Source organism: Actinomadura spongiicola, assembly GCF_003432485.1.
In the GTDB taxonomy this organism is placed as follows: domain Bacteria; phylum Actinomycetota; class Actinomycetes; order Streptosporangiales; family Streptosporangiaceae; genus Spirillospora; species Spirillospora spongiicola.
In genome coordinates, this window is the sequence record NZ_QVNQ01000003.1 from 469,922 (window position 1) to 488,615 (window position 18,694).

The 18,694-nt window shown below is 71.4% G+C and carries 17 protein-coding genes and 1 tRNA gene; 11 read left to right on the forward strand and 7 right to left on the reverse strand.

The window, feature by feature from the left end; genetic code table 11:
- Positions 1-131: 131 nt before the first annotated feature.
- A complete protein-coding gene (locus tag D0T12_RS10905; protein WP_117399385.1) occupies positions 132-632 on the forward strand; it encodes a hypothetical protein in 501 nt (166 codons plus the stop codon).
- Between the two features lie 120 nt (positions 633-752).
- Complete coding sequence (locus D0T12_RS10910) at positions 753-1,019, forward strand: hypothetical protein (protein ID WP_147339474.1); 267 nt, start codon at positions 753-755, stop codon at positions 1,017-1,019.
- A 251-nt stretch (positions 1,020-1,270) separates the two neighbouring features.
- On the opposite strand, the gene D0T12_RS10915 is transcribed toward D0T12_RS10910, so the two are convergent.
- Positions 1,271-1,618: a hypothetical protein gene (locus tag D0T12_RS10915; protein ID WP_117399387.1), complete on the reverse strand. Its 348-nt coding sequence runs from the start codon at positions 1,616-1,618 to the stop codon at positions 1,271-1,273.
- Between the two features lie 1,200 nt (positions 1,619-2,818).
- Here D0T12_RS10915 and ald point away from each other — a divergent pair.
- Both ald and D0T12_RS10925 read left to right on the forward strand, forming a co-directional pair.
- A complete protein-coding gene (gene ald / locus D0T12_RS10920; RefSeq protein WP_117399388.1) occupies positions 2,819-3,934 on the forward strand; it encodes an alanine dehydrogenase in 1,116 nt (371 codons plus the stop codon).
- Between the two features lie 68 nt (positions 3,935-4,002).
- Positions 4,003-4,302 carry a metal-sensitive transcriptional regulator gene (locus D0T12_RS10925; protein ID WP_117399389.1) on the forward strand — a complete coding sequence of 100 codons (300 nt, stop codon included), beginning with the start codon at positions 4,003-4,005 and terminating at the stop codon, positions 4,300-4,302.
- Between the two features lie 89 nt (positions 4,303-4,391).
- Here D0T12_RS10925 and cutA read toward each other — a convergent pair whose 3' ends face one another.
- A complete protein-coding gene (cutA, locus tag D0T12_RS10930) occupies positions 4,392-4,754 on the reverse strand; it encodes a divalent-cation tolerance protein CutA (protein WP_117399390.1) in 363 nt (120 codons plus the stop codon).
- Positions 4,755-4,807: 53 nt separating this feature from the next.
- Positions 4,808-6,688 (reverse strand): gamma-glutamyltransferase, encoded by a 1,881-nt coding sequence (ggt, locus tag D0T12_RS10935; protein WP_117399391.1) that lies wholly within the window; start codon positions 6,686-6,688, stop codon positions 4,808-4,810.
- 370 nt (positions 6,689-7,058) lie between these two features.
- On the opposite strand from ggt, the gene D0T12_RS10940 reads away from it, so the two are divergent.
- The 6 genes from D0T12_RS10940 (at position 7,059) to D0T12_RS10965 (ending at position 14,277) form a co-directional block, all read left to right on the forward strand.
- The gene (locus D0T12_RS10940; protein WP_233525966.1) at positions 7,059-9,236 is read left to right on the forward strand and encodes an amino acid permease; all 2,178 of its coding nucleotides are present in this window, start codon (positions 7,059-7,061) and stop codon (positions 9,234-9,236) included.
- Between the two features lie 195 nt (positions 9,237-9,431).
- Entirely contained in the window at positions 9,432-10,265 is an 834-nt protein-coding gene (locus D0T12_RS10945) for an NUDIX hydrolase (RefSeq protein WP_117399392.1), read from the forward strand.
- On the forward strand, positions 10,262-11,290 hold the full coding sequence (locus D0T12_RS10950) for a protein kinase family protein (RefSeq protein ID WP_117399393.1): 1,029 nt from the start codon (positions 10,262-10,264) through the stop codon (positions 11,288-11,290). The genes D0T12_RS10945 and D0T12_RS10950 overlap by 4 nt, the downstream gene beginning before the upstream one ends.
- Before the next feature lie 10 nt (positions 11,291-11,300).
- On the forward strand, positions 11,301-12,272 hold the full coding sequence (locus D0T12_RS10955; protein WP_117399394.1) for a hypothetical protein: 972 nt from the start codon (positions 11,301-11,303) through the stop codon (positions 12,270-12,272).
- 3 nt (positions 12,273-12,275) lie between these two features.
- Positions 12,276-13,559: an adenylosuccinate synthetase gene (locus tag D0T12_RS10960; protein WP_117399395.1), complete on the forward strand. Its 1,284-nt coding sequence runs from the start codon at positions 12,276-12,278 to the stop codon at positions 13,557-13,559.
- Positions 13,560-13,572: 13 nt separating this feature from the next.
- The gene (locus tag D0T12_RS10965) at positions 13,573-14,277 is read left to right on the forward strand and encodes a 3-keto-5-aminohexanoate cleavage protein (protein WP_117399396.1); all 705 of its coding nucleotides are present in this window, start codon (positions 13,573-13,575) and stop codon (positions 14,275-14,277) included.
- A 16-nt stretch (positions 14,278-14,293) separates the two neighbouring features.
- Here D0T12_RS10965 and D0T12_RS10970 read toward each other — a convergent pair whose 3' ends face one another.
- Genes D0T12_RS10970 through D0T12_RS10980 form a run of 3 tightly spaced genes read right to left on the reverse strand, consistent with a single transcriptional unit; the run spans position 14,294 to position 17,248 of the window.
- Positions 14,294-14,908: an Rv1733c family protein gene (locus D0T12_RS10970; protein ID WP_147339475.1), complete on the reverse strand. Its 615-nt coding sequence runs from the start codon at positions 14,906-14,908 to the stop codon at positions 14,294-14,296.
- Positions 14,909-14,957: 49 nt separating this feature from the next.
- Positions 14,958-16,565 carry an MFS transporter gene (locus D0T12_RS10975; protein ID WP_117399398.1) on the reverse strand — a complete coding sequence of 536 codons (1,608 nt, stop codon included), beginning with the start codon at positions 16,563-16,565 and terminating at the stop codon, positions 14,958-14,960.
- Entirely contained in the window at positions 16,562-17,248 is a 687-nt protein-coding gene (locus D0T12_RS10980) for an LppX_LprAFG lipoprotein (RefSeq protein ID WP_233525967.1), read from the reverse strand. The genes D0T12_RS10975 and D0T12_RS10980 overlap by 4 nt, the downstream gene beginning before the upstream one ends.
- A 160-nt stretch (positions 17,249-17,408) precedes the next feature.
- Here D0T12_RS10980 and D0T12_RS10985 point away from each other — a divergent pair.
- Positions 17,409-17,482 (forward strand) — tRNA-Ile (locus D0T12_RS10985).
- A 416-nt stretch (positions 17,483-17,898) separates the two neighbouring features.
- On the opposite strand, the gene D0T12_RS10990 is transcribed toward D0T12_RS10985, so the two are convergent.
- Positions 17,899-18,669 carry an enoyl-CoA hydratase-related protein gene (locus D0T12_RS10990; protein WP_117399399.1) on the reverse strand — a complete coding sequence of 257 codons (771 nt, stop codon included), beginning with the start codon at positions 18,667-18,669 and terminating at the stop codon, positions 17,899-17,901.
- Between the last annotated feature and the right edge of the window lie 25 nt (positions 18,670-18,694).

The following is an 18,694-nucleotide window of genomic DNA, read 5'->3' on the forward strand; positions in this document are numbered from 1 at the left end:
CGCGGCGCCGGGGTTCGGGGCACGCGCCGCGGCCGCCACCGTCCGTGATCGGGCGAGTCCCGTCCCGGTGGTATGGGCTGGTCGGCGGCCCTACACTTGGGGCCTGGGAGTGAGCACTGGAGAGAATCGGCATGGGCAGAATTCGCGATGAGGACTTCCTGCTCCTGTGGCGCGAACACGGGAAAGAACTGCCGTGGCGGGGGTACGCCCAGCGGCTGAGCGTGCTCGTCGACGACGAGGTGACGGAAAGCTACGTCCGGGTCTGGGTGCAGCGTAACCGCGAACGCCTCCGAACGGAGTACGGAATCACCGTCGGGGCGCGCCATGTGCGCGCCGACCGCGAATTCGAGGCATGGCCGAACCTGCCGCGCCAGGAGCGTAATCAAAGCCTCTACCGGCTGCTGGAATACCATGCGCGGGCCCGGCAGCTCGGGGTCGAGAACCTGGCCGGGTCGATCCGCGAGATGTACGTGACCGCCGTACGCAACCTGCGCGCCGACAATCAAATCATCCGGTACGACCCGGAATGCGGCCTGTACCGGTCGAGCCGCACCCCCGAAGAGGAGCGGGCCGATCCGCAGTACGAACGGATCTCCGAGCCGAAAGAATCCTACGCGGCCCGACACGGGTAGAACAGAAAACACATTGGACCCCATGTTGCCCTGTTGTCAGCCGTGTCACTCTTGTACGTTTGTGTTTGGAAGACATCCTTAAGGGCAGCGCGCTACCACGCCGGGGTTGGGAGAGGCAGGGTGAGCGATATCGGGTCAGTGGCCTTCGCGCGGGAGATCGCCGACGCGAAACTCATCTCACCCGCGGGCGGCGCGATCGTCTTCGTGGCCGGCGGAATGCTCATCGCCTGCGACCGCCCGGACGACATCACCGAACAGGACAATGCCTGGTTGGACGATGTATTGGACGGCTACGGCGTGACCGAACTGCCACCGCCCTGCCATATCGACGAGGGCGAACTCGCAGGCTGGCGATACTGGACGCTGGAACTGCGCGACCACGCCTGACGCACGCCGCGCGGGCCGCCCTCGTCCATCCCGAAATTGCCGAAAGCGGCACGGCCGGCGGCCGGACGGCTCCGCGTTCTCCGGCCACCGCCGGTTCTCCCGCCGCGTTCCCTTCCTTCGCCGCCAGAGTCGCCGGGCGGCGAAAGAAGGGACCGGGGCCGCCCCCGCGTGCCCCGGTCCCTCGCCATATGGACCCTCGCCGTGGGTCCTCGCCGTGCTATTTCACCGTGTTATCTCGCTGTATTCCCTCGTTATGCCGGGCGGGCGGCCTCGACCGCGCGACGGGGACGGGACGGGTACCGCCCCGTCCCGTGGGCGGGCACCCGCCGCCGGAGCACGGTCAGGCGCACGATCCTGAACGGGCTGGGCGCCCCCTCCGGCCACACCCCGTGCACCGTCAGCAGGCAGGCGCCGCACTGGGAGCACACGTGCAGCGGCTCCAGGAGCGACCGATCCGCCAGCCGTCCGAGGACGATCTCCAGCGTGGGTATCTGCGCGCAGCCCCGCTGGGGTCCCTCGCACCGGTCCCGTTCGCGTCTGTCCCGTTCGCGCCTGTCCTGTTCCTGCCTGTCCTGTTCGTGCCTGTCCTGTTCGTGCATGGCTGCCTCTCCTGTGACGTCCACGTCCGCGCCGCGCGCCCCTCACGGGCGCGGACGCCGGTGTCTCGCAGCGCCTCAGCGGGCTTCCGCACCCGCAGGCGCACGACCTGCGCCGACCGTGCCGCCAGCGCTCCCACAGGACCGCGAGCGAGCAGATGAGCAGCGCCGCGAGCAGCACCGAAAGCGCCGAATCGGCGCCGCCATGGATCCGCTCGAAGCCGAGAATGTTGGCGTTACCCTCCATGGCTCCTCTCTCCTGGCCGAGGGCTCCGGAATGAGCCCTCCCGCCACGGTCGCGATGCGGACCTATTGTTACATGGGCTAAAGACTCGGCAGGTCACGGGAACATCTCATTTACTCTTGTCGGAGAACGCGGGCCGACCGACGCACGAGAAGGGAGGTTCCGCGCATGACCAATGGACCCTGCCCCGCCCGGAGATGGGGTACGGTCAAGCGAAATATCCCTATATTCGACACGGCTCCGGGCAGGCGACTCCCGGAAAGCGGCGCACCCCCCGGCACGAGGCCGGGGGGTGCGGATCGGCGGGGCGTCCAGCTCCGTCCGGCAGCGCGGCGGCGCTGCCGGGTCCCCCCGTGAGCGGACGCGCACCCGCGGACCGTGCCGGCACGGCGAACCGGCACGGTGGTTCCAGGGCGAGATCCGGCCGAACCGGCCTGCCCCCTCTCCCCCCGAAGAAGGGGCAGGCCGGTCCCATCACCACGGTGCGGCCATCACACCCGCCCGATCCGATCTCCGGACCGGGCGAGAACGACTATAGCCCATGTAACAACGAGGCGCAATCTCAAAAGAAAGCCTGGGATTACATGCTCAGAGCACTTGCCGAGGAGGATTAGCCCATGTAACTTACTCATGTCTCACCGGAAACCGGAACCCGTCACAGAGGCTCGACGGACCCGATTACCGGACGAGACGCCGATTTCGGGCTCACTCCCAGGTAGCGACCGGTCGGCGGATGGCGAGAGGCCCTCGGTTCCCGTGCACCGAGGGCCTCTCGTCGTGTGACGCCGCAAACCGCCCGTCGGGTCGTCCGCCGTCGCTCGCCGCGCCGCCCCTACTTCCTGCGGGAATTACACCCTGTCATCAGGACCGGGGATGAACTTACACACTGCAAGTGGGCACGGCGCCGTCCGGCCACCACGCTGGAGACGTACCACCGGTCACCGTCAACGGAGGCTCCCGTGAAGATCGGCGTCCCGCGCGAGGTCAAGAACCACGAGTACCGCGTGGCCATCACCCCGGCGGGTGTCCACGAGCTGACCCGCCATGACCACGAGGTGTTCGTCGAACGCGGCGCCGGACTCGGCTCCGCCGTGCCCGACGACGACTATGTCGCCGCGGGCGCCAAGATCCTCGACGGCCCGGACGAGGTGTGGGCCGAGGGCGACCTGATCCTCAAGGTCAAGGAGCCCATCGAGCCCGAGTACCCGCGGATGCGCCAGGGCCAGGTCCTGTTCACGTACCTCCACCTGGCCGCGTCCCGGGCCTGCACCGACGCGCTGCTGTCCGCCGGCGTGACCGCGATCGCGTACGAGACCGTCCAGCTCCCCGACCGCTCCCTGCCGTTGCTGGCCCCGATGTCGGAGGTCGCCGGTCGCCTGGCCCCGCAGGTCGGCGCCTACAACCTGATGGCGTCCAACGGGGGCCGCGGCGTCCTGCCCGGCGGGGTGCCCGGGGTGTCCCCGGCCAAGGTGGTCGTGATCGGCGGTGGCGTGTCCGGCCTCAACGCGGCGCAGATCGCCGTCGGAATGGGCGCGGACGTGACCGTCCTGGACGTCAACGTCGACCGCCTCCGCCACATCGACGCCATCTACCAGGGCCGCCTCCGCACGCTGGTGTCCAGCGCCTACTCCGTCGAGCAGGAGGCCCGCGCCGCCGACCTCGTCATCGGCGCCGTGCTGATCCCCGGTGCCAAGGCCCCGAAGCTCGTCTCCAACGACCTCGTCGCCGGCATGAAGGCGGGTTCCGTCCTCGTCGACATCGCCATCGACCAGGGCGGCTGCTTCGAGGACTCCCGTCCGACCACCCACGCCGACCCCACCTACAAGGTGCACGACTCGTTGTTCTACTGCGTGGCGAACATGCCGGGCTCCGTCCCGAACACGTCCACCTACGCCCTCACCGGGGTCACGCTCCCCTACGCCGTCCAGATCGCCGACAAGGGCTGGGAGGGGGCCCTCCGGTCCAACGCGGCCCTGGCCCGGGGCCTCAACACCCACGTCGGCGCGCTGGTCTACGAGCACGTGGCGGAGGCCCACAACCTCCCCCACACTCCCCTCTCCTCGATCCTGGAGTAGGCACCGTGATCGTCGCCAGCGCATAAAGTACCCATAGGGGACGTCCCCCGAGGATTGCGAGGACGGAGATGGCGACGAGCGAGACCCCCACCCGCGGGTACACCGCCACCAAGGACCAGTTGCAGACGCGGCTGGCCAGGATCGAGGGCCAGGTGCGCGGCATCGACCGGATGGTCGAGGAGGACCGCTACTGCATCGACATCCTCACCCAGATCAGCGCCGTCCAGGCCGCGCTGGACAAGGTGGCGCTGGGGCTGCTGGACGGGCACGTGCGGCACTGCGTGGCGGAGGGCGCGGAGGAGGGCAAGGGCGACGCGATGTCGACCGAGCTGATGGCGGCCGTGGGGAGGCTCATGCGCCGCGGTTGAACGGTCATTCGCGCGGCTCGGCACGTTCCATGTTCTCGACGAGCCCGCGCCGGCCGTGCGTGTGACGTCCGGCGGCGCGGGAGGCGCCATCAGACGTCGGTGTCGTCCGCCACGGCCTCGTCGCGTTCGCCCGGCTCGGTCTGCTCGGTGATCCAGGCGAGATAGTCCATGCTGCCCGCCACCACCGGCGTCGCGATGATCTCCGGGGTGTCGTAGGAGTGCAGCTCGGTGATCAGTGTGGCCAGTTCGTCGAACCGGTCGGCGGAGGTCTTGAACAGCACCATCCACTCCTCCGCCGACTCGATCTCGTCCTCCCACCAGTAGGTGCTCGCGATCGGGCCGATGAGCTGCGCGCACGCCGCCAGCCGCTCGGCGACCGCGGACTTCGCCAGCTCCGCGGCCTCGGCGCGGGAGTCGGTCGTGGTCGTCACCTGCACGTAAGCGTGGGCCATGGCACGACTCCTTCCCGTTCGCCGTCCGGGCACGCCCCCGGTCCCGGCACGGTCTACTCGACCGGGCGGACGACGAGGGCGCTGCCGCCGCCCCGCCGCGTCGGCTCCGCGACCGCCTGGACCAGCCCCGGCCGCAGGATCTCCAGCGCCGTGGCGGCGCCGATGACGCCCGTGGGCGGGCCGGGGAACGGATCCAGCCGGTGACCACGTGCGGCCAGCTCCCGCCCGTAGGCGTCGATGAACGCCTGCTCGGCGAAGACCTGCGGGGTGTTGCGCTGTGTCGCGCGGGGGGCGGTCAGCGCGGCGGGCAGGGTCATCCCGAGGTCGAGCCGGTTGATCAGGATCTGCAGGACGGTGGTGATGATGGTCGACCCGCCGGGCGTGCCGAGGGCCAGCCGCGGGCTGCCGTCCTTGAGCACGAGCGTCGGCGCCATGCTGCTCCGCGGCCGCTTGCGCGGCCCCGGGAGGTTGGGGTCCGGTGGGCTCCCGGGCGGGGGCGGCTGGAAGGAGAAGTCGGTCAGCTGGTTGTTGAGGAGGAACCCGCGTCCGGGGACGGTGATCCCGCTGCCGCCGAACTGCTCGATCGAGATCGTGTAGGCGGCGACGTCGCCCCACCTGTCGGCGACGACGAGGTGGGTGGTCTGCGGACCCTCGAACGCCAGCGCCCGGGTCTGGGTGCCGGGCGGGACGCACGGCTCGTAGACGCCGTCCGGCGAACCGGGCGCGACGGGCGCGACGGCGGCCTCGTTCGGCTTGATCAGGCAGGCGCGCTCGCGGGCGAACCCGGGTGCCAGCAGCTCGGCCAGCGGCACGTTCACCTTGTCGGCGTCGCCCAGGTAGCGGGCGCGGTCGGCGTAGGCGAGCTTCGACGCCTCCAGGTAGTAGTGCAGGGCGGTGACCGGGTCGCGCCGGTCGAGCCGGAAGTTGCCGAGAATGTTCAGCGCCTCCCCCACCGTCGCGCCGCCGGACGACGACGGCGGCATCCCGTACACGTCCATCCCCCGGTAGGCGACGTGGGTGGGTTCGCGGACCAGCGCCCGGTAGGCGTCCAGGTCGTCGCGTGTCATCAGGCCGGGACGGACGTTCCGGGTCGAGGACGGGTCCACCGGCGGCCTGGCGACCGTCCGGACGATCTCCTTGCCGAGCCGTCCCTCGTAGAACCAGTCGGTGCCGCGTTTCGCCACCTGCCGGTAGGTGTCGGCGAGGTCGGGGTTGCGGAACACCGAGCCGACCGCGGGCGGCTTCCCGTCCGGCAGGAACAGCTCGCGGGTGGGGACGATGTCGCGGAAACGGGCCGCGTTCGCCGCCGTCTGGTCGTGGAACTCCTGGTCCACGACGAAACCGCGGTCGGCGATCCTGATGGCGGGGCGCAGCAGGTCGTCCAGGTCGCGGGTGCCGAAGCGGCGCAGCCCGAGGTCCCACTGCGCGAGGGTGCCGGGCACGCCGACGCCGAGCCCGCTGGTGACGGCCTGGTCGAACGGGAGCGGCGCGCCGGTCGCCGGGTCGAGGAACGCGTCCGGGCCCATTCGCTTCGGCGCGAACTCGCGTCCGTCGATGGCGTGCACGCGGCGGGTCTTCGCGTCGTAGTAGGTGAGGTAGCCGCCACCGCCGATCGCCGCCACGTACGGCTCGGTGACACCGAGGGTCGCCCCGGCGGCGACGGCCGCGTCCATGGCGTTGCCGCCCTGCCGCAGCACCTCCAGCGCGGTGCGGCTCGCGTCCGGGTCGACCGTCGACACCGCGCCGCCGTACCCGGTCGCGACCGGTTGCTTGACCGGTGGTCGGGGGTGCGTCGCCGCCGCGGGCACGGTCAGCGACGCGGTGGCGGCGAGCGCGAGCACGAGGACGGCCGCGCGGCGCCGGGCGCGGGACGGCCCGGAACCCGGTCGTGGTCTCGGACTCGGTGTCTTCGAGGACGATGGGGAGCGCGGCATCGGGCCTCCAAGGGAACACGGCGCCCCTACGGTTTCATCGATCTTCGCCGGATGCCACCGTCCGCACCGGCCGACCCCGGACGTCGTGCCCCGGGACGGCGGACAAAGATCGTAAAGCGCTTTCCGCCCAGCCATTTAAACGATTTCGTCCGGAACGTTCCATGAGAAACTCAATCAAGCGTGTGCCGTCCGTGAGGGCGGCGCCGCGGCACGTCGCCGACCTGCCGGTTTGGCAGGATTCGACAACGGCTCTATGACATGGATCACCCCGAAAACGTTGCGATTATGCTCATACCTGGTGAATTCTTAGGGATTCGACAAGCCGTCACCTCGCGAACAGCGGCGCGGGTTCAGGCCTGGGGGGATACCTATGACCTGGGACATGCGCATGCGCAACAACATGTTCCGGCGCCTGCCGGTGGAGCAGGCGACCGGCAAGATCTACGGTGGCCGGCACCGGCTTCGCGTGGTGTACCGAACCCGAGATCTCGTCGTCCTCGGCCTCGGTGTGATGATCGGCTCCGGCATCTTCAAGATCGCGGGTGAGCAGGCCGTATCGACCGCCGGTCCCGGCGTGATCCTGTCCTTTCTCATCGCCGGTGCCGCGTGCCTGCTGGTCGCGCTGGCCCTCGCCGAACTGTCCTCGATCATCCCGGTGGCGGGCAGCGCCTACTCCTTCAGCTACGTCGCGTTCGGCGAGGTGTGGGCGTGGATCGTCGGCTGGGCGCTGGTGATGGAGCTGCTGCTCGCCGCGTCGGTGCTGGCGCGGGTCTGGTCGCTGTACGCGGCGCAGACGCTCAACGACTTCGGGGTTCCGATCCCCGGGTGGCTCGGCGACCTGATCGGTCAGCAGAAGGGCCCCGACCTCTTCGCGTTCGTCATTCTGTTGCTGGTCGTCCTGATGCTGGCCACCGGCAGCCGGATGAGCCTGCGGACGCTGTGGTTCATGGTGATGGCCAAGCTCATCGTCGTCGGGCTGGTCATCGCCACCGGGCTGAAGTTCTTCAGCCCCGACAACGTCACGCCGTTCCTCCCGCCCGCCCGGCCGGCTCCCGAGGGCGACAAGACGGCCCTGGACGCCCTCCTCGGCGCGCTCGGCGGCGGCAGTCCCGAGGTGTTCGGCGTCTGGGGCCTGTTCGCGGCGGCGCCCGCGATCGCGTTCGCCTACGTCGGCTTCGACCTGATCGCGACGTCCGCCGAGGAGACCGAGGACGCGCCCCGTAAGGTGCCGCGCGGCATCCTCACGGCCCTGATCACCGCGGTCGTGCTGTACGCGGCCGTCGCGGTCGTGCTGGTCGGCATGGTCGGCATGGACGGCTTCGCCAGGCTCGACCCGAACAAGCTGCTGATCGCCGCGGCGTTCGACTCGGTCGGCGCGGGCGCGATGGGCAAGCTCGTCAACGTGGGCGTGATGGTGGCGCTGACCACCGTCATCCTGGTCCTGGTGATCAGCCTGACGCGGGTGGTGTTCTCGATGTCGCGCGACGGGCTGCTGCCGCGCCCGCTGGCGTCCATGAGCCGCCGCTACAAGGTGCCGTCCCGGGCCACGCTGGTGTCGGGCGGCGCGGCGCTGGTGACGTCGCAGACGATCGACGTGCTCACGCTGGAGCAGCTCGTGGTGATCGGAACGCTGTTCGCGTTCCTGTTCGTCCCGGCCGCGATGCTGGCGCTGCGGCACAGCCGGCCCGACCTGCACCGCCCGTTCCGGGTGCCGGCCGCACCGTTCACCGCCGTCGTGACGATCATCGCGGTGGGCTGGCTGATGCTGAACCTGAAGGTCGAGACGTGGGCGTACTTCGGGATCTGGATGGTCCTCGGGGTGCTGCTGTACCTGGCGTACGGGCGGCGGAAGAGCCAGCTGAAGCTGCTGCTGGACGAGCCGCCGTCCCGGCACCCTCTGGCCTCCCAGACGTCCGTGGCGCCGCCCCCGGGCGTGCCCGTCCTGCCCGCCCCGCACCACGACCCGCGGTCGTTCCCGTACCAGGACCAGGCGCCGAGCGGCGGGTACCCGGGCCAGTCTGGGACCTGGCCGACCGACGTGCGGCCGGGGGCGCCGGAGGACCCGTACGCGTCCGGGCGGTACCCGACCGGACGGCAGCCGACCGGCCAGTTCTCCCCGGAGACCGACACGTCCACGGACCCGTTCGGCAGTGCCTCGTACCCGTACGGCTCCGGCGCCTATTCGTCCGGCCCGCAGCAGTCCGGGCAGTATTCGTCCCGCCCCGAGCAGCCCGGGTCGGACCAGCACGGGAGCGGCCAGTACCCGTCTGACCGGTACGGAAGCGGCCAGTACGGAAGCGGCCAGTACGGGAGCGGTCAATACGGGAGCGGTCAATACGGGAGCGGTCAATACGAGAGCGGCCGGTACGGGAGTGGCCAGTACGGGTCGTACGAGTCGGGCCCGGGTCAGCCGGCGGCGTCCGGGCCGTATCCCGCCGAGCCGCATGGTTCCGGCTCCTACCCGACGGATCCACGGGAGAGCGCGCGTCCTCAGGACGGGGAGTGGCACGAGGAGCCCCCGTACCCCGGCGGACGGCACCGCCGCTGAGGCCGATCCCCGAAGATTCAATTTTGTAAGATCTCGCCGAACTTGGCGGGCGTCGCTCCTCCGGGAGCGGCGCCCGCTTCCGTTCCTCCCGGCGAAGACCTGGACACCGGCGGCCGTCCGCGTTATGTTGTACTCAATCTGAGATGAACTCAAACTGAGACTTACTCAGATCGAGAGTGACAGGAGGGGACACGGATGACTCCGGATCCGGCGCGCGACGAGAGCGAGTTCCTCGCGAACTACGACCCGCGCGACTACGACCCGGTCTCCGTGACGGTGGACGTCGTCGCCCTCACCATCCGGGACGGAGCCCTGCACGTGCTGCTGGTGCGGCGCGGGAACGCCCCGTACGCGGGGATGTGGGCGCTGCCCGGCGGTTTCGTCCAGGCGGGCGGACCGCTTCAGGGCACCGACGCCGAGGACCTCAGCGACGCGGCCGTCCGCGAACTCGCCGAGGAGACCGGGCTCAGCGCCAAGGGCGGCGCGCTCGGCCGCATGCACCTGGAACAGCTCGCCACGTACGGTTCCCCCGGCCGTGACCCGCGGATGCGCGTCATCTCCGTCGCGTACCTGGCGTTCGCGCCGGAGCTGCCCGACCCCGAGGCGGGCGGGGACGCCGCCGACGCGGCCTGGGTGCCGGTCGACGCCCTCGGCCTCACCGAGTCCGGGGACCAGCGTCCCGGAACGACCCGCCGGCTGGCGTTCGACCACGCGCGGATCCTGTCGGACGGCCTGGAGCGGGCGCGCGGGAAGCTGGAGTACACGCCGCTCGCCACGGCGTTCTGCGGCGCCGAGTTCACGATCCCGGAGCTGCGCGCGGTCTACGAGGCGGTGTGGGGCGAGGAACTGCACGCCGGGAACTTCCACCGGAAGGTGCTGTCGGTGCCGGGGTTCGTGGAGAGCACCGGCGAGACGTCCGACCGCGGCGGGCGGCGCGGCGGCCCCCGGCCCCGCCTTTACCGGGCCGGTGACGCCCGCCTCCTGCACCCCGCGCTGCTGCGACCCAGCCGGGAGGAGGAGATCCGATGAACGACCGGGCGCTCGACGACGCGCTGGCGCGGCTCGACCGGGTGCGCGTCCCCGCCGACCTGTTCGGGGAGGACGAGGTCGAGGCGGCGCGGCGGTACCGGCGGCTGGCGCGGCTCGTCCACCCCGACGCGACCGGCGGCCGCACCCGCGACGCGTTCATCAGGCTGAACGCGCTGTGGCGCGCCTACACCCGCGACGACACCACCACGATCACCACCCGCCGCCACACCTACCGGCTCGACGGCGACGCGATCGGCGGCGACCTCGCCGAGCTGTACACGGCGAGCCCGGACGCCGGAGAGAGCGCCGTGCTGCTGAAGATGCCGCGCGACCCCCGCGACGGCGACCTCCTCGAACGCGAGGCCGAGGCGCTGCGGCGACTCTCCCGGGACGGTGACGGACGGTTCCGGCCGTACGTGCCGCGCCTGATCGAGTCGTTCCGGCACCGGGACGCCTCGACGGGCGCGCGGCGGCGGGTCAACGTGATCGCCGCGCTGGACGGCTTCCCCACCCTGACCGAGGTCCGGCGGGCGTTCCCGGACGGCGTCGACCCCCGCGACGCGGCCTGGATGTGGCGGCGGCTGCTCGTCGCCCTCGGGTTCGCGCACCGGGCCGGCGTGCTGCACGGCGCCGTCCTGCCCGACCATGTGCTCATCCACCCCGAGAAGCACGGGCTCGTCCTGGTCGACTGGTGCTACTCCGTCACCGGCCACCACGCGCTCGACGGGGCCGGGCGCGTCCCCGCGATGGTCGACCGTTACGCCGACTGGTACCCGCCGGAGGTGCCGGGACGGCAGACCGCGGGCCCGGCCACCGACGTCTTCATGGCCACCCGCTGCATGCTCGACCTGATGGGCGACGAGGCCCCGAAGGCGATGCGCTCCTTCGCCCGCGGCTGCCTGCTCCCCGCGCGGAACCGGCGCCCGTCCGACGCCTGGCGCCTGCTGGCCGAACTGGACGAGCTGCTGGCACGGCTCTACGGCCCGCGGCGCTTCCGCCCCTTCCACCTGCCCACCGCACACTGAGGAGACGACCATGGGAAGCGGACACTGGTCCACCGACGTCTACGCCGCACGCGCGAGCTACCGCGCGTCCACCGGCGCCAGCGCGTTCGCCTACTCCGACGGCGGCGCCACCACCGTCCACGCCGACCTCGACCCGTTCGGGGTGACCGTCCGGGAGAGCCGGGACTCCGACGACCACCCCGAGTCGCTGGCGATCGGCGTCCTGTTCGACGTGACCGGCTCGATGCGCAGGGTGCCGCGGACGCTCCAGTCCAGGCTGCCCGACCTGCTCGGACTGCTGCTGCGCAAGGGGTACGTCGAGCACCCGCACATCCTGTTCGGCGCGGTCGGCGACGCGACCTGCGACCGGGCGCCCCTCCAGATCGGCCAGTTCGAGGCCGACAACCGGATGGAGGACGACCTCGGCAAGATCCTCCTCGAAGGCGGGGGCGGCGGCCAGATGACCGAGTCGTACGAGCTGGCCCTGTACTTCATGGCGCGGCACACCGCGATCGACTGCTTCGACAGGCGCGGGCGGCGCGGCTACCTGTTCATGATCGGCGACGAGCTGGCGTATCCGAAGGTCAAGCGGCGCGAGGTCGCGAAGGTCATCGGCGACGAGCCGCCGGCGGACATCCCGACCGCCGAGATCGTCCGGGAGGTCCAGCGGAGGTACGACGTGTACTACATCATCCCGGAGGGCGCCTACCACGCCGGAAGCCGCGAGCTGAAGGACTTCTGGCACGACCTCCTCGGCCAGAACGTGATCTACCTGGACGATCTCGACGCCGTGTCCGAGACGATCGCGCTGACGGTCGGGCTCGGCGAGGACGCCATCGACCTCGGCGCGGGCCTGGACCACCTGTCGGAGACCGGCTCGGACGCGGGGGCGTCGGTGTCGCGTGCGCTCGCCCGGCTGGACGCGTCCCGGGCGCCCGCCGCGGTGTCGTCCACGCCACCCGGGCTGGACGCCTCGCGCCCGTCGTCGACCACGCGCCTCTGACCCATGGACCACGTGGTCGTCGTCGACCTCGGCTTCGGGGACGCGGGGAAGGGCACGGTCGTCGACCACCTCTGCTCGGCGAACCCCGTAGAGGCGGTCGTCCGGTTCAACGGCGGCGCCCAGGCGGCCCACAACGTCGTGACCACGGACGGACGCCACCACACGTTCGCCCAGTTCGGGTCGGGGACGTTCACGCCGGGCGTCCGGACGCACCTGTCGCGGTTCATGCTCGTCGACCCCCTGGCCCTCGCCGCCGAGGCCGACCACCTCCGGGCCGTCGGCGTCGGCGACGCCCTCGACCGGCTGACCGTCGACCGGGACGCGCTGCTGACGACGCCGTACCACCGGGCCGCGAACCACGCGCGGGAGACCGCGCGTGGCGCGGCGCGCCACGGGTCGTGCGGCATGGGCATCGGGGAGACCGCGTCCTACGCGCTCGCGCACGACGACGCGCCCCGGGTCGGCGACTGCCGGTCACCGGCGCGGCTACGGCGGCGGTTGGCCGCGCTGCGCGACTGGTACCGCGACACTCTCCCGTCCGGGGCCCGCGTCCCTGACGTCGACGCCTGCGTGGACGCGTTCGCCGCCTTCGGCGCACGCGTCGAGATCGTCGGCGGTGGCCACCTGCGGCGCCTGCTCCGCGCCGGGACCGTGGTGTTCGAGGGCGCGCAGGGCGTCCTGCTGGACGAGTGGCACGGCTTCCACCCGTACACGACCTGGTCGACGACCACGTTCGCCAACGCGGAGACGCTGCTGGCGGAGGCGGGCGGGTCCGCGACGCGGCTCGGGGTGCTGCGCGCGTACGCGACCCGCCACGGCCCCGGCCCGTTCGTCACCGAGGACCCGGCGCTGACCGCGGACCTGCCCGACCCGCACAACGCCGCGGGCCGCTGGCAGGGCGCCTTCCGCGTCGGCCACCTCGACGCGGTCGCGCTCCGCTACGCGCTGGACGTGGTGGGCGGTGTGGACGGCCTCGCGGTCACGCATCTGGACGTCGCGGGGGCGCGTCCGGACCTGCGGATCTGCGAGGCCTACGAAATCGGCGGCGAGATCGGCGGCGAGCGGATCCGGTGCTTGGAGACCGGGCCGCCCGACCTGGACCGGCAGGCCGCCCTGACCCGCCTCCTTCGCACCGCCCGTCCCGTCTACGCGCCGCTCGGACGCGCGGCCGAGACGATCGAGGACGCGCTGCGGACCCCGGTCGTCCTCCGCTCCCACGGCCCCACCTCGGCGGACAAGACGGCCGGGAACGGGACCCTGCGTCGAAGGGCCCCGGCGACGACCTGAGATGATCGGGACTATGCTTCAGGTCTGCCCGAACGGACGCCGGACCGAGGGCGTACCCGTCTCGCCGGAGGAGATCGCCGTCGCGGTCCGCGCCGCCGTCGACGTCGGCGCGGAGGACGCGCACCTGCATCCGCGGGACGACACGGGCGCCGACACCGTGGACCCGGTCCATGTCGCCGCCGCCGTCGGCGCCGTGCGCGCGTCGACGCCGTCCATCCAGATCGGGGTGACCACCGGCGCGTGGACGGCGCCCGACCCGGTCGAGCGCGCCACCCGGATCCGCTCCTGGACCGTCCTGCCCGACCACGCGTCGGTGAACTTCCACGAGGACGGCGCCGAACTGGTCGCCGAGGCGCTCTTCGAACGCGGCGTCGCCATCGAGGCCGGGATCTTCTCCGGCACCGACGGCGCCGAACGGTTCAGGCGCTGGCCGCACGCCCACCACGTGCTGCGGATCCTCGCCGAGGTCACCGACCCCGACCCGGAGACCGCGACCGGGACGGCGAAGGCGCTCCTGCACGACCTCGGCACCCGGCACGGCCGCCCCGTCCTGCTGCACGGGGAGGACGGCGGCGCGTGGCCCGTCCTGCGGCTCGCCGTCCGGCTGAACCTGGACGTCCGCATCGGCCTGGAGGACACGCTCGTCCTTCCGGACGGGGCACCCGCCGCCGACAACGCCGCCCTCGTCCAGACGGCTCGGGCCCTGCTCACCGCCTGAGAGGCACCGGCGTTCCTCAGGAACGCGGGTTGTGACCGGCGTCGGCGTCCATCCGTGCCCAGTCGGCCTCCCACATCTCGTCGCGGTGCCGATCGCAGCGGCGGCGGACGAGCAGGTAGGCGATCCCCACCGGAACCCCGGCCGCGAGAACCGTCGCGGTGCCCGCGTACGCGGCGTCGGTCACCGTGCGGCTGTGCGGGCGGGGACGGACGGTCGGATCACCCGACCGGTCGACCCAGATGACCCGTTGCGCCCCGACCTTGGCGTTCTTCCAGCTCGGCAACGTCCCCGAGCGCGCCCTACCGTCGGGGGCCTGCCAGGCGGCCTGGACGGTCTCGTGGACGTACCGGTCGCCGGACGTGCCGATCCCCCCGGTCGAGGTGACCGTCGCGACGACCTGACGGCGCTCGGCGCGCTCGGCGTTCTCCGCGCGCAGACCCGCGTCATAGGACCAGGACGCGGCCAGCGCCGCGAGCGGCGGCGCCACGGCGAGCAGCAGCACGAGCAGCGCGAGAGCGATCGCCCGCTGCACGCGGTCGACCCGGCGGCGCAGCGCGTTGCGCTCCAGACCGAGCCGCCTGCGCGCCCTGATGAGCGGCGAAGCGCCGCGCCCATTGCCGGACCTGCGCATCTGCGTCACCTCCCCGGGGAGTTCCCTCCCGGCAAGAGGCCCTCAGCCTTCATCTTTGGCCATCGTTTCCCAGGATATTCCCGAGTTCGTTGATCGGCACCTGGCCTGTGGCCCGATCCTTTCCGCAATCCCGCCCGCCATGCGGGATTGATGTCCACTTTCGGCCATAGTTTCGGTTTCGCTGGCGGTCAGGATCTCGAACGGCCAGCGCGAGCAGGGCCCCGAGGACGCACAGCCCGGCGGTGATCCAGAAGATCTCCTGGTACTCGGTGCGCAACGCGTCCTGAACCTCCGCGTTGTAGATCTTCAACTGCCGGGCGAACTCGTCCTTCGACATCAGGAACGGCAGCGGCGGCCGCAGATCGGCCGTCAACGCGTGGAACCGGTGGAACCCCCACGCCGACAGCGCGGAGACGCCCAGCAGCATCCCCATCATCCGCGCCACGACCACGGCGGCCGACGCGACACCGTGCCGGGCCGCCGGAACGAACGCCAGCGCCGCCGACGACACCGGCGCGATCACCAGACCGAGCCCGAACCCGGTGACGACCAGATCGACGTCCATCCTCGGCAGCGGGCCGTACGACGCGTCCGCCAGATTCGCGGGCCACCCCGCGATCAGCAGATAGCCCACGGCCGCGATCGCCATGCCCGCCGCCATCGGCCACCGCTCCCCCACCCGCCTGGCCACCACCCCGCCGACGACCGCCGCGACCGGCAACGCCACCAGGAACCGGGTCAACACCAGGGCGCCGTCCGTGGCGTCCTTGCGCAGCACGGTCTGCGCCACCAGCACGACGTCCACCAACGTCACCATCAGCGCCGCGCCCGACAGCAGGCTCACGCCCAACGTCGCCAGCAGCGGCCCCCGCCGCACACCGGACAGGTCGAACAGCCTCGTCCTCGCCCTGACCTCCCAGAGCACGAAGACCACCAGCACGACCGCGCCCGCCGCCAACAGCGGCAGACCCCAGGGCGGCAGCGCCGACTCCTGCGGCTCCGGGTTGTAGACCCCCGCGACCAGCAGCCCCAGCCCCACCGCCAACAGCAGCCCGCCCACCACGTCCACCCCGGGTCGCGGCCCCTCGACACGCCCGCCCGGAACCGCGTACTGGACGGCGACCATCGCCACCGCCACCAGCGGCACGTTCACCCAGAAGATCATCCGCCAGTCCGCGACGGCCGCGACACCCGCCCCGTACAGCGGACCCAGCACACTCCCCAACTCCTGCGCCGCCCCCACCGCGCCGAGCACCACGGGCCGCTGCCGCGCGTCCCACAGATCACCGGCCAGCGCCATCGTCACCGGCAACAACGCACCACCCGCGACGCCCTGCACCACCCGTCCCGCCGTCAGCACCGGCACACCGTCCGCCAGCGCCGTCACCACCGAACCCACCGCGAAGAACACCAGACACGCCTGAATCAGCGGCCGCCGACCGAACCGGTCCGACAACTGCCCCAGCAACGGCATCGCCGCCACATACCCCAACAGGAACCCGGTCAGGACCGGCGTAACCCGCTCCAACCGGTTGATCGGAATGCCGAGATCCCGGACGACCGGCACCAGGATCGTCGTGACGACATAGGCGTCCAACGCGGCCAGCAGCACCACCGCGCCGCCCGCCCCGACCGCGACCCGGCGCCGCCCCCTCACCGCGGCGCGTTGATCTTGTACGGCGCGTCGAACTCCGTGAACGAGATCACCACCGTGCCCCGCTCCTTCGGGAACCGGCCGCGCACCTTCACCAGACGGTGATCCGCCCGGCTCACCCACACCTGCCCCTCAAGATCGGTGTCGATCCCCGGGATCAAGGCCGCCGCCTGCTCCCGCGGCAACCGCGCCGCGACCCTGTTCGTCTCCTTGCCGTCCACCTTCTCGACCGCCTCAGCCCACGGCTCCGCCGCCGACGTCAACAACCCCGCGATCCCCCGCCGCGGATCCAACACCGCCGACGGGTCGTACATGGTCGCCGCCAAAACCTTCGGAAGCTTGCGCCACCCACCCGTCGCCGCGTTGATATAAACGCTGTCGCCCAACGCGACGACCTTCATCTCGACGTTCTGGCCCTGCTGCTCGACCGTCAACGTCCCCTCGGCGTCCCCCCCGCGGAGCAGCCTCATGTCGCCGCCCTTCACGACCACCGGCGTCCTGCCGTCCGACTCCATCGTGAACGCCACGCTCTTCACGTTCCCCATCGCCCGAGCGGCATCCCGCAACGTCCGCGCGGCATCGAAATCCGGCTTCCTCCCCGGCTCGTCCGACCCGCCCCCATCACACGCCGCGGCGAACACCAACCCCGGCAACAGCAGAAAGAGAACGAACACGCGTCTGGACATACGCCGGACCCTACCGACGGGTACCCGTAACCGTCACTCGGTACCAAGGATGACTTCCCTGCGCCTGAAGTAGGACCCGGCCCATTCTCAGTGGCCCCTCCGAACGACCCGCCGCTAAGATGACAACCGGCCACGCCCCCACCGTCACCGGGGGACGCCCGGGGCGGTAGCTCAGCCGGTCAGAGCAGGAGACTCATAATCTCTGGGTCGCGGGTTCGAGTCCCGCCCGCCCTACGGACCTAGGCGAGGCATGTCCGCGGAGAGCGCGGACCATTGGTCCTTCGCCATGCTTTTCTGGGGGGCGACCCCCAGACCCCCGATGTGGGGGCTCCGCCCCCACGCCCCCCTTGGGGCTGAGGTTCGCGGTCGACCTTGCTGTCGGTTGGATGCGGGGAAGCAGAGCAGGCTCCTTCGGAGCCCCTTTGATGGTTCCCCCACCCATCGAACGATCGACCTGGCTGTCAGTGTGGCGGGGGAAGCGCAGGCCCGCGATCGGTCTTACCGTCCGCGCGGCTGAGGGGACTCAGAGCAGGTGTCCATCTGACGGGGTCCCGGACCGCTCGGCTCAGGGCTGCGGTCGACTTAGTGCAGCGTGAATGCGTCGGGTGCGTTACTGCTCACGCACAGCGGTCGTGACGGAGGGGTTGGGGTCAGGCGGGCCAGGTGGGGGGGCGTTTTTCCAGGAAGGCCGTCATGCCCTCCTGGGCCTCGGGGGTTAGGGCGGAGGCGGCCATTACCTCGATCGCGTAGGTGTAGGCGTCGGGTTCGGGGCGGTCGAATTGGGTGTACATGGCTTGTTTGCCCAGGGCCTTGCTGCGTGGGCTGCCCTGGGTGGCGCGCTGGAGCAGGTCGTGGGTCGCCTTGTCCAACTCGTCGTCGGGGACGGCGTAGTTGATCAGGCCCCAGTCGGCGGCGGTGGCGGCGTCGAAGATCTCGCCGGTGAGGGCCATCTCGGCGGCGCGTTTGCGGCCGATGTTGTGAGAGATCGCGACCAGGGGGGTGTGGCAGAACCAGCCGCCCTTTCCGCCGGGAGCCGCGAAGCCCGCGCCGGCCGCCGCGACGGCCAGGTCGCAGCTCGCGACGAGTTGGCAGCCCGCGGCCGTGGCCAGGCCGTGCACGCGTGCCACCACTACCTGCGGGACGGACTGGATCGTCCGCATCAGCTCGGCGCAGACCTGGAGCAGGTCGCGGACGTCGGCGTGGGAGGCGCCCGCCATGTCGGCGAAATCGTGTCCGGCGGAGAACACCGGGCCGTTCGCCGCGAGGATCACGCCGCGGGCGTCGGTGGCCCCCACCTCGCGGAACGCGTCGGTCAGGCTGAGCAGGAACGCCCGGGACAGCGCGTTACGGCGGCGCGGACGGTTCATCGTGATCGTGGTGAAGGCTCCGTCGCGCCGGACCAGAACGTCGTCTTCGCTCATGCTCCCGACGTTACGTCAGACCCTC

Excerpts from the sequence above, each read along its gene's own strand:
- D0T12_RS10945 (WP_117399392.1), top strand. The coding sequence starts at position 9,432 with ATGACTCCGGATCCGGCGCGCGACGAGAGCGAGTTCCTCGCGAACTAC.
- D0T12_RS10905 (WP_117399385.1), top strand. The coding sequence starts at position 132 with ATGGGCAGAATTCGCGATGAGGACTTCCTGCTCCTGTGGCGCGAACAC.
- D0T12_RS10965 (WP_117399396.1), top strand. The coding sequence starts at position 13,573 with ATGCTTCAGGTCTGCCCGAACGGACGCCGGACCGAGGGCGTACCCGTC.
- D0T12_RS10980 (WP_233525967.1), bottom strand. The coding sequence starts at position 17,248 with ATGTCCAGACGCGTGTTCGTTCTCTTTCTGCTGTTGCCGGGGTTGGTG.
- D0T12_RS10950 (WP_117399393.1), top strand. The coding sequence starts at position 10,262 with ATGAACGACCGGGCGCTCGACGACGCGCTGGCGCGGCTCGACCGGGTG.
- D0T12_RS10940 (WP_233525966.1), top strand. The coding sequence starts at position 7,059 with ATGACCTGGGACATGCGCATGCGCAACAACATGTTCCGGCGCCTGCCG.
- D0T12_RS10955 (WP_117399394.1), top strand. The coding sequence starts at position 11,301 with ATGGGAAGCGGACACTGGTCCACCGACGTCTACGCCGCACGCGCGAGC.
- D0T12_RS10960 (WP_117399395.1), top strand. The coding sequence starts at position 12,276 with ATGGACCACGTGGTCGTCGTCGACCTCGGCTTCGGGGACGCGGGGAAG.
- D0T12_RS10990 (WP_117399399.1), bottom strand. The coding sequence starts at position 18,669 with ATGAGCGAAGACGACGTTCTGGTCCGGCGCGACGGAGCCTTCACCACG.
- ggt (WP_117399391.1), bottom strand. The coding sequence starts at position 6,688 with ATGCCGCGCTCCCCATCGTCCTCGAAGACACCGAGTCCGAGACCACGA.
- cutA (WP_117399390.1), bottom strand. The coding sequence starts at position 4,754 with ATGGCCCACGCTTACGTGCAGGTGACGACCACGACCGACTCCCGCGCC.
- D0T12_RS10915 (WP_117399387.1), bottom strand. The coding sequence starts at position 1,618 with ATGCACGAACAGGACAGGCACGAACAGGACAGGCAGGAACAGGACAGG.
- D0T12_RS10970 (WP_147339475.1), bottom strand. The coding sequence starts at position 14,908 with ATGCGCAGGTCCGGCAATGGGCGCGGCGCTTCGCCGCTCATCAGGGCG.
- D0T12_RS10925 (WP_117399389.1), top strand. The coding sequence starts at position 4,003 with ATGGCGACGAGCGAGACCCCCACCCGCGGGTACACCGCCACCAAGGAC.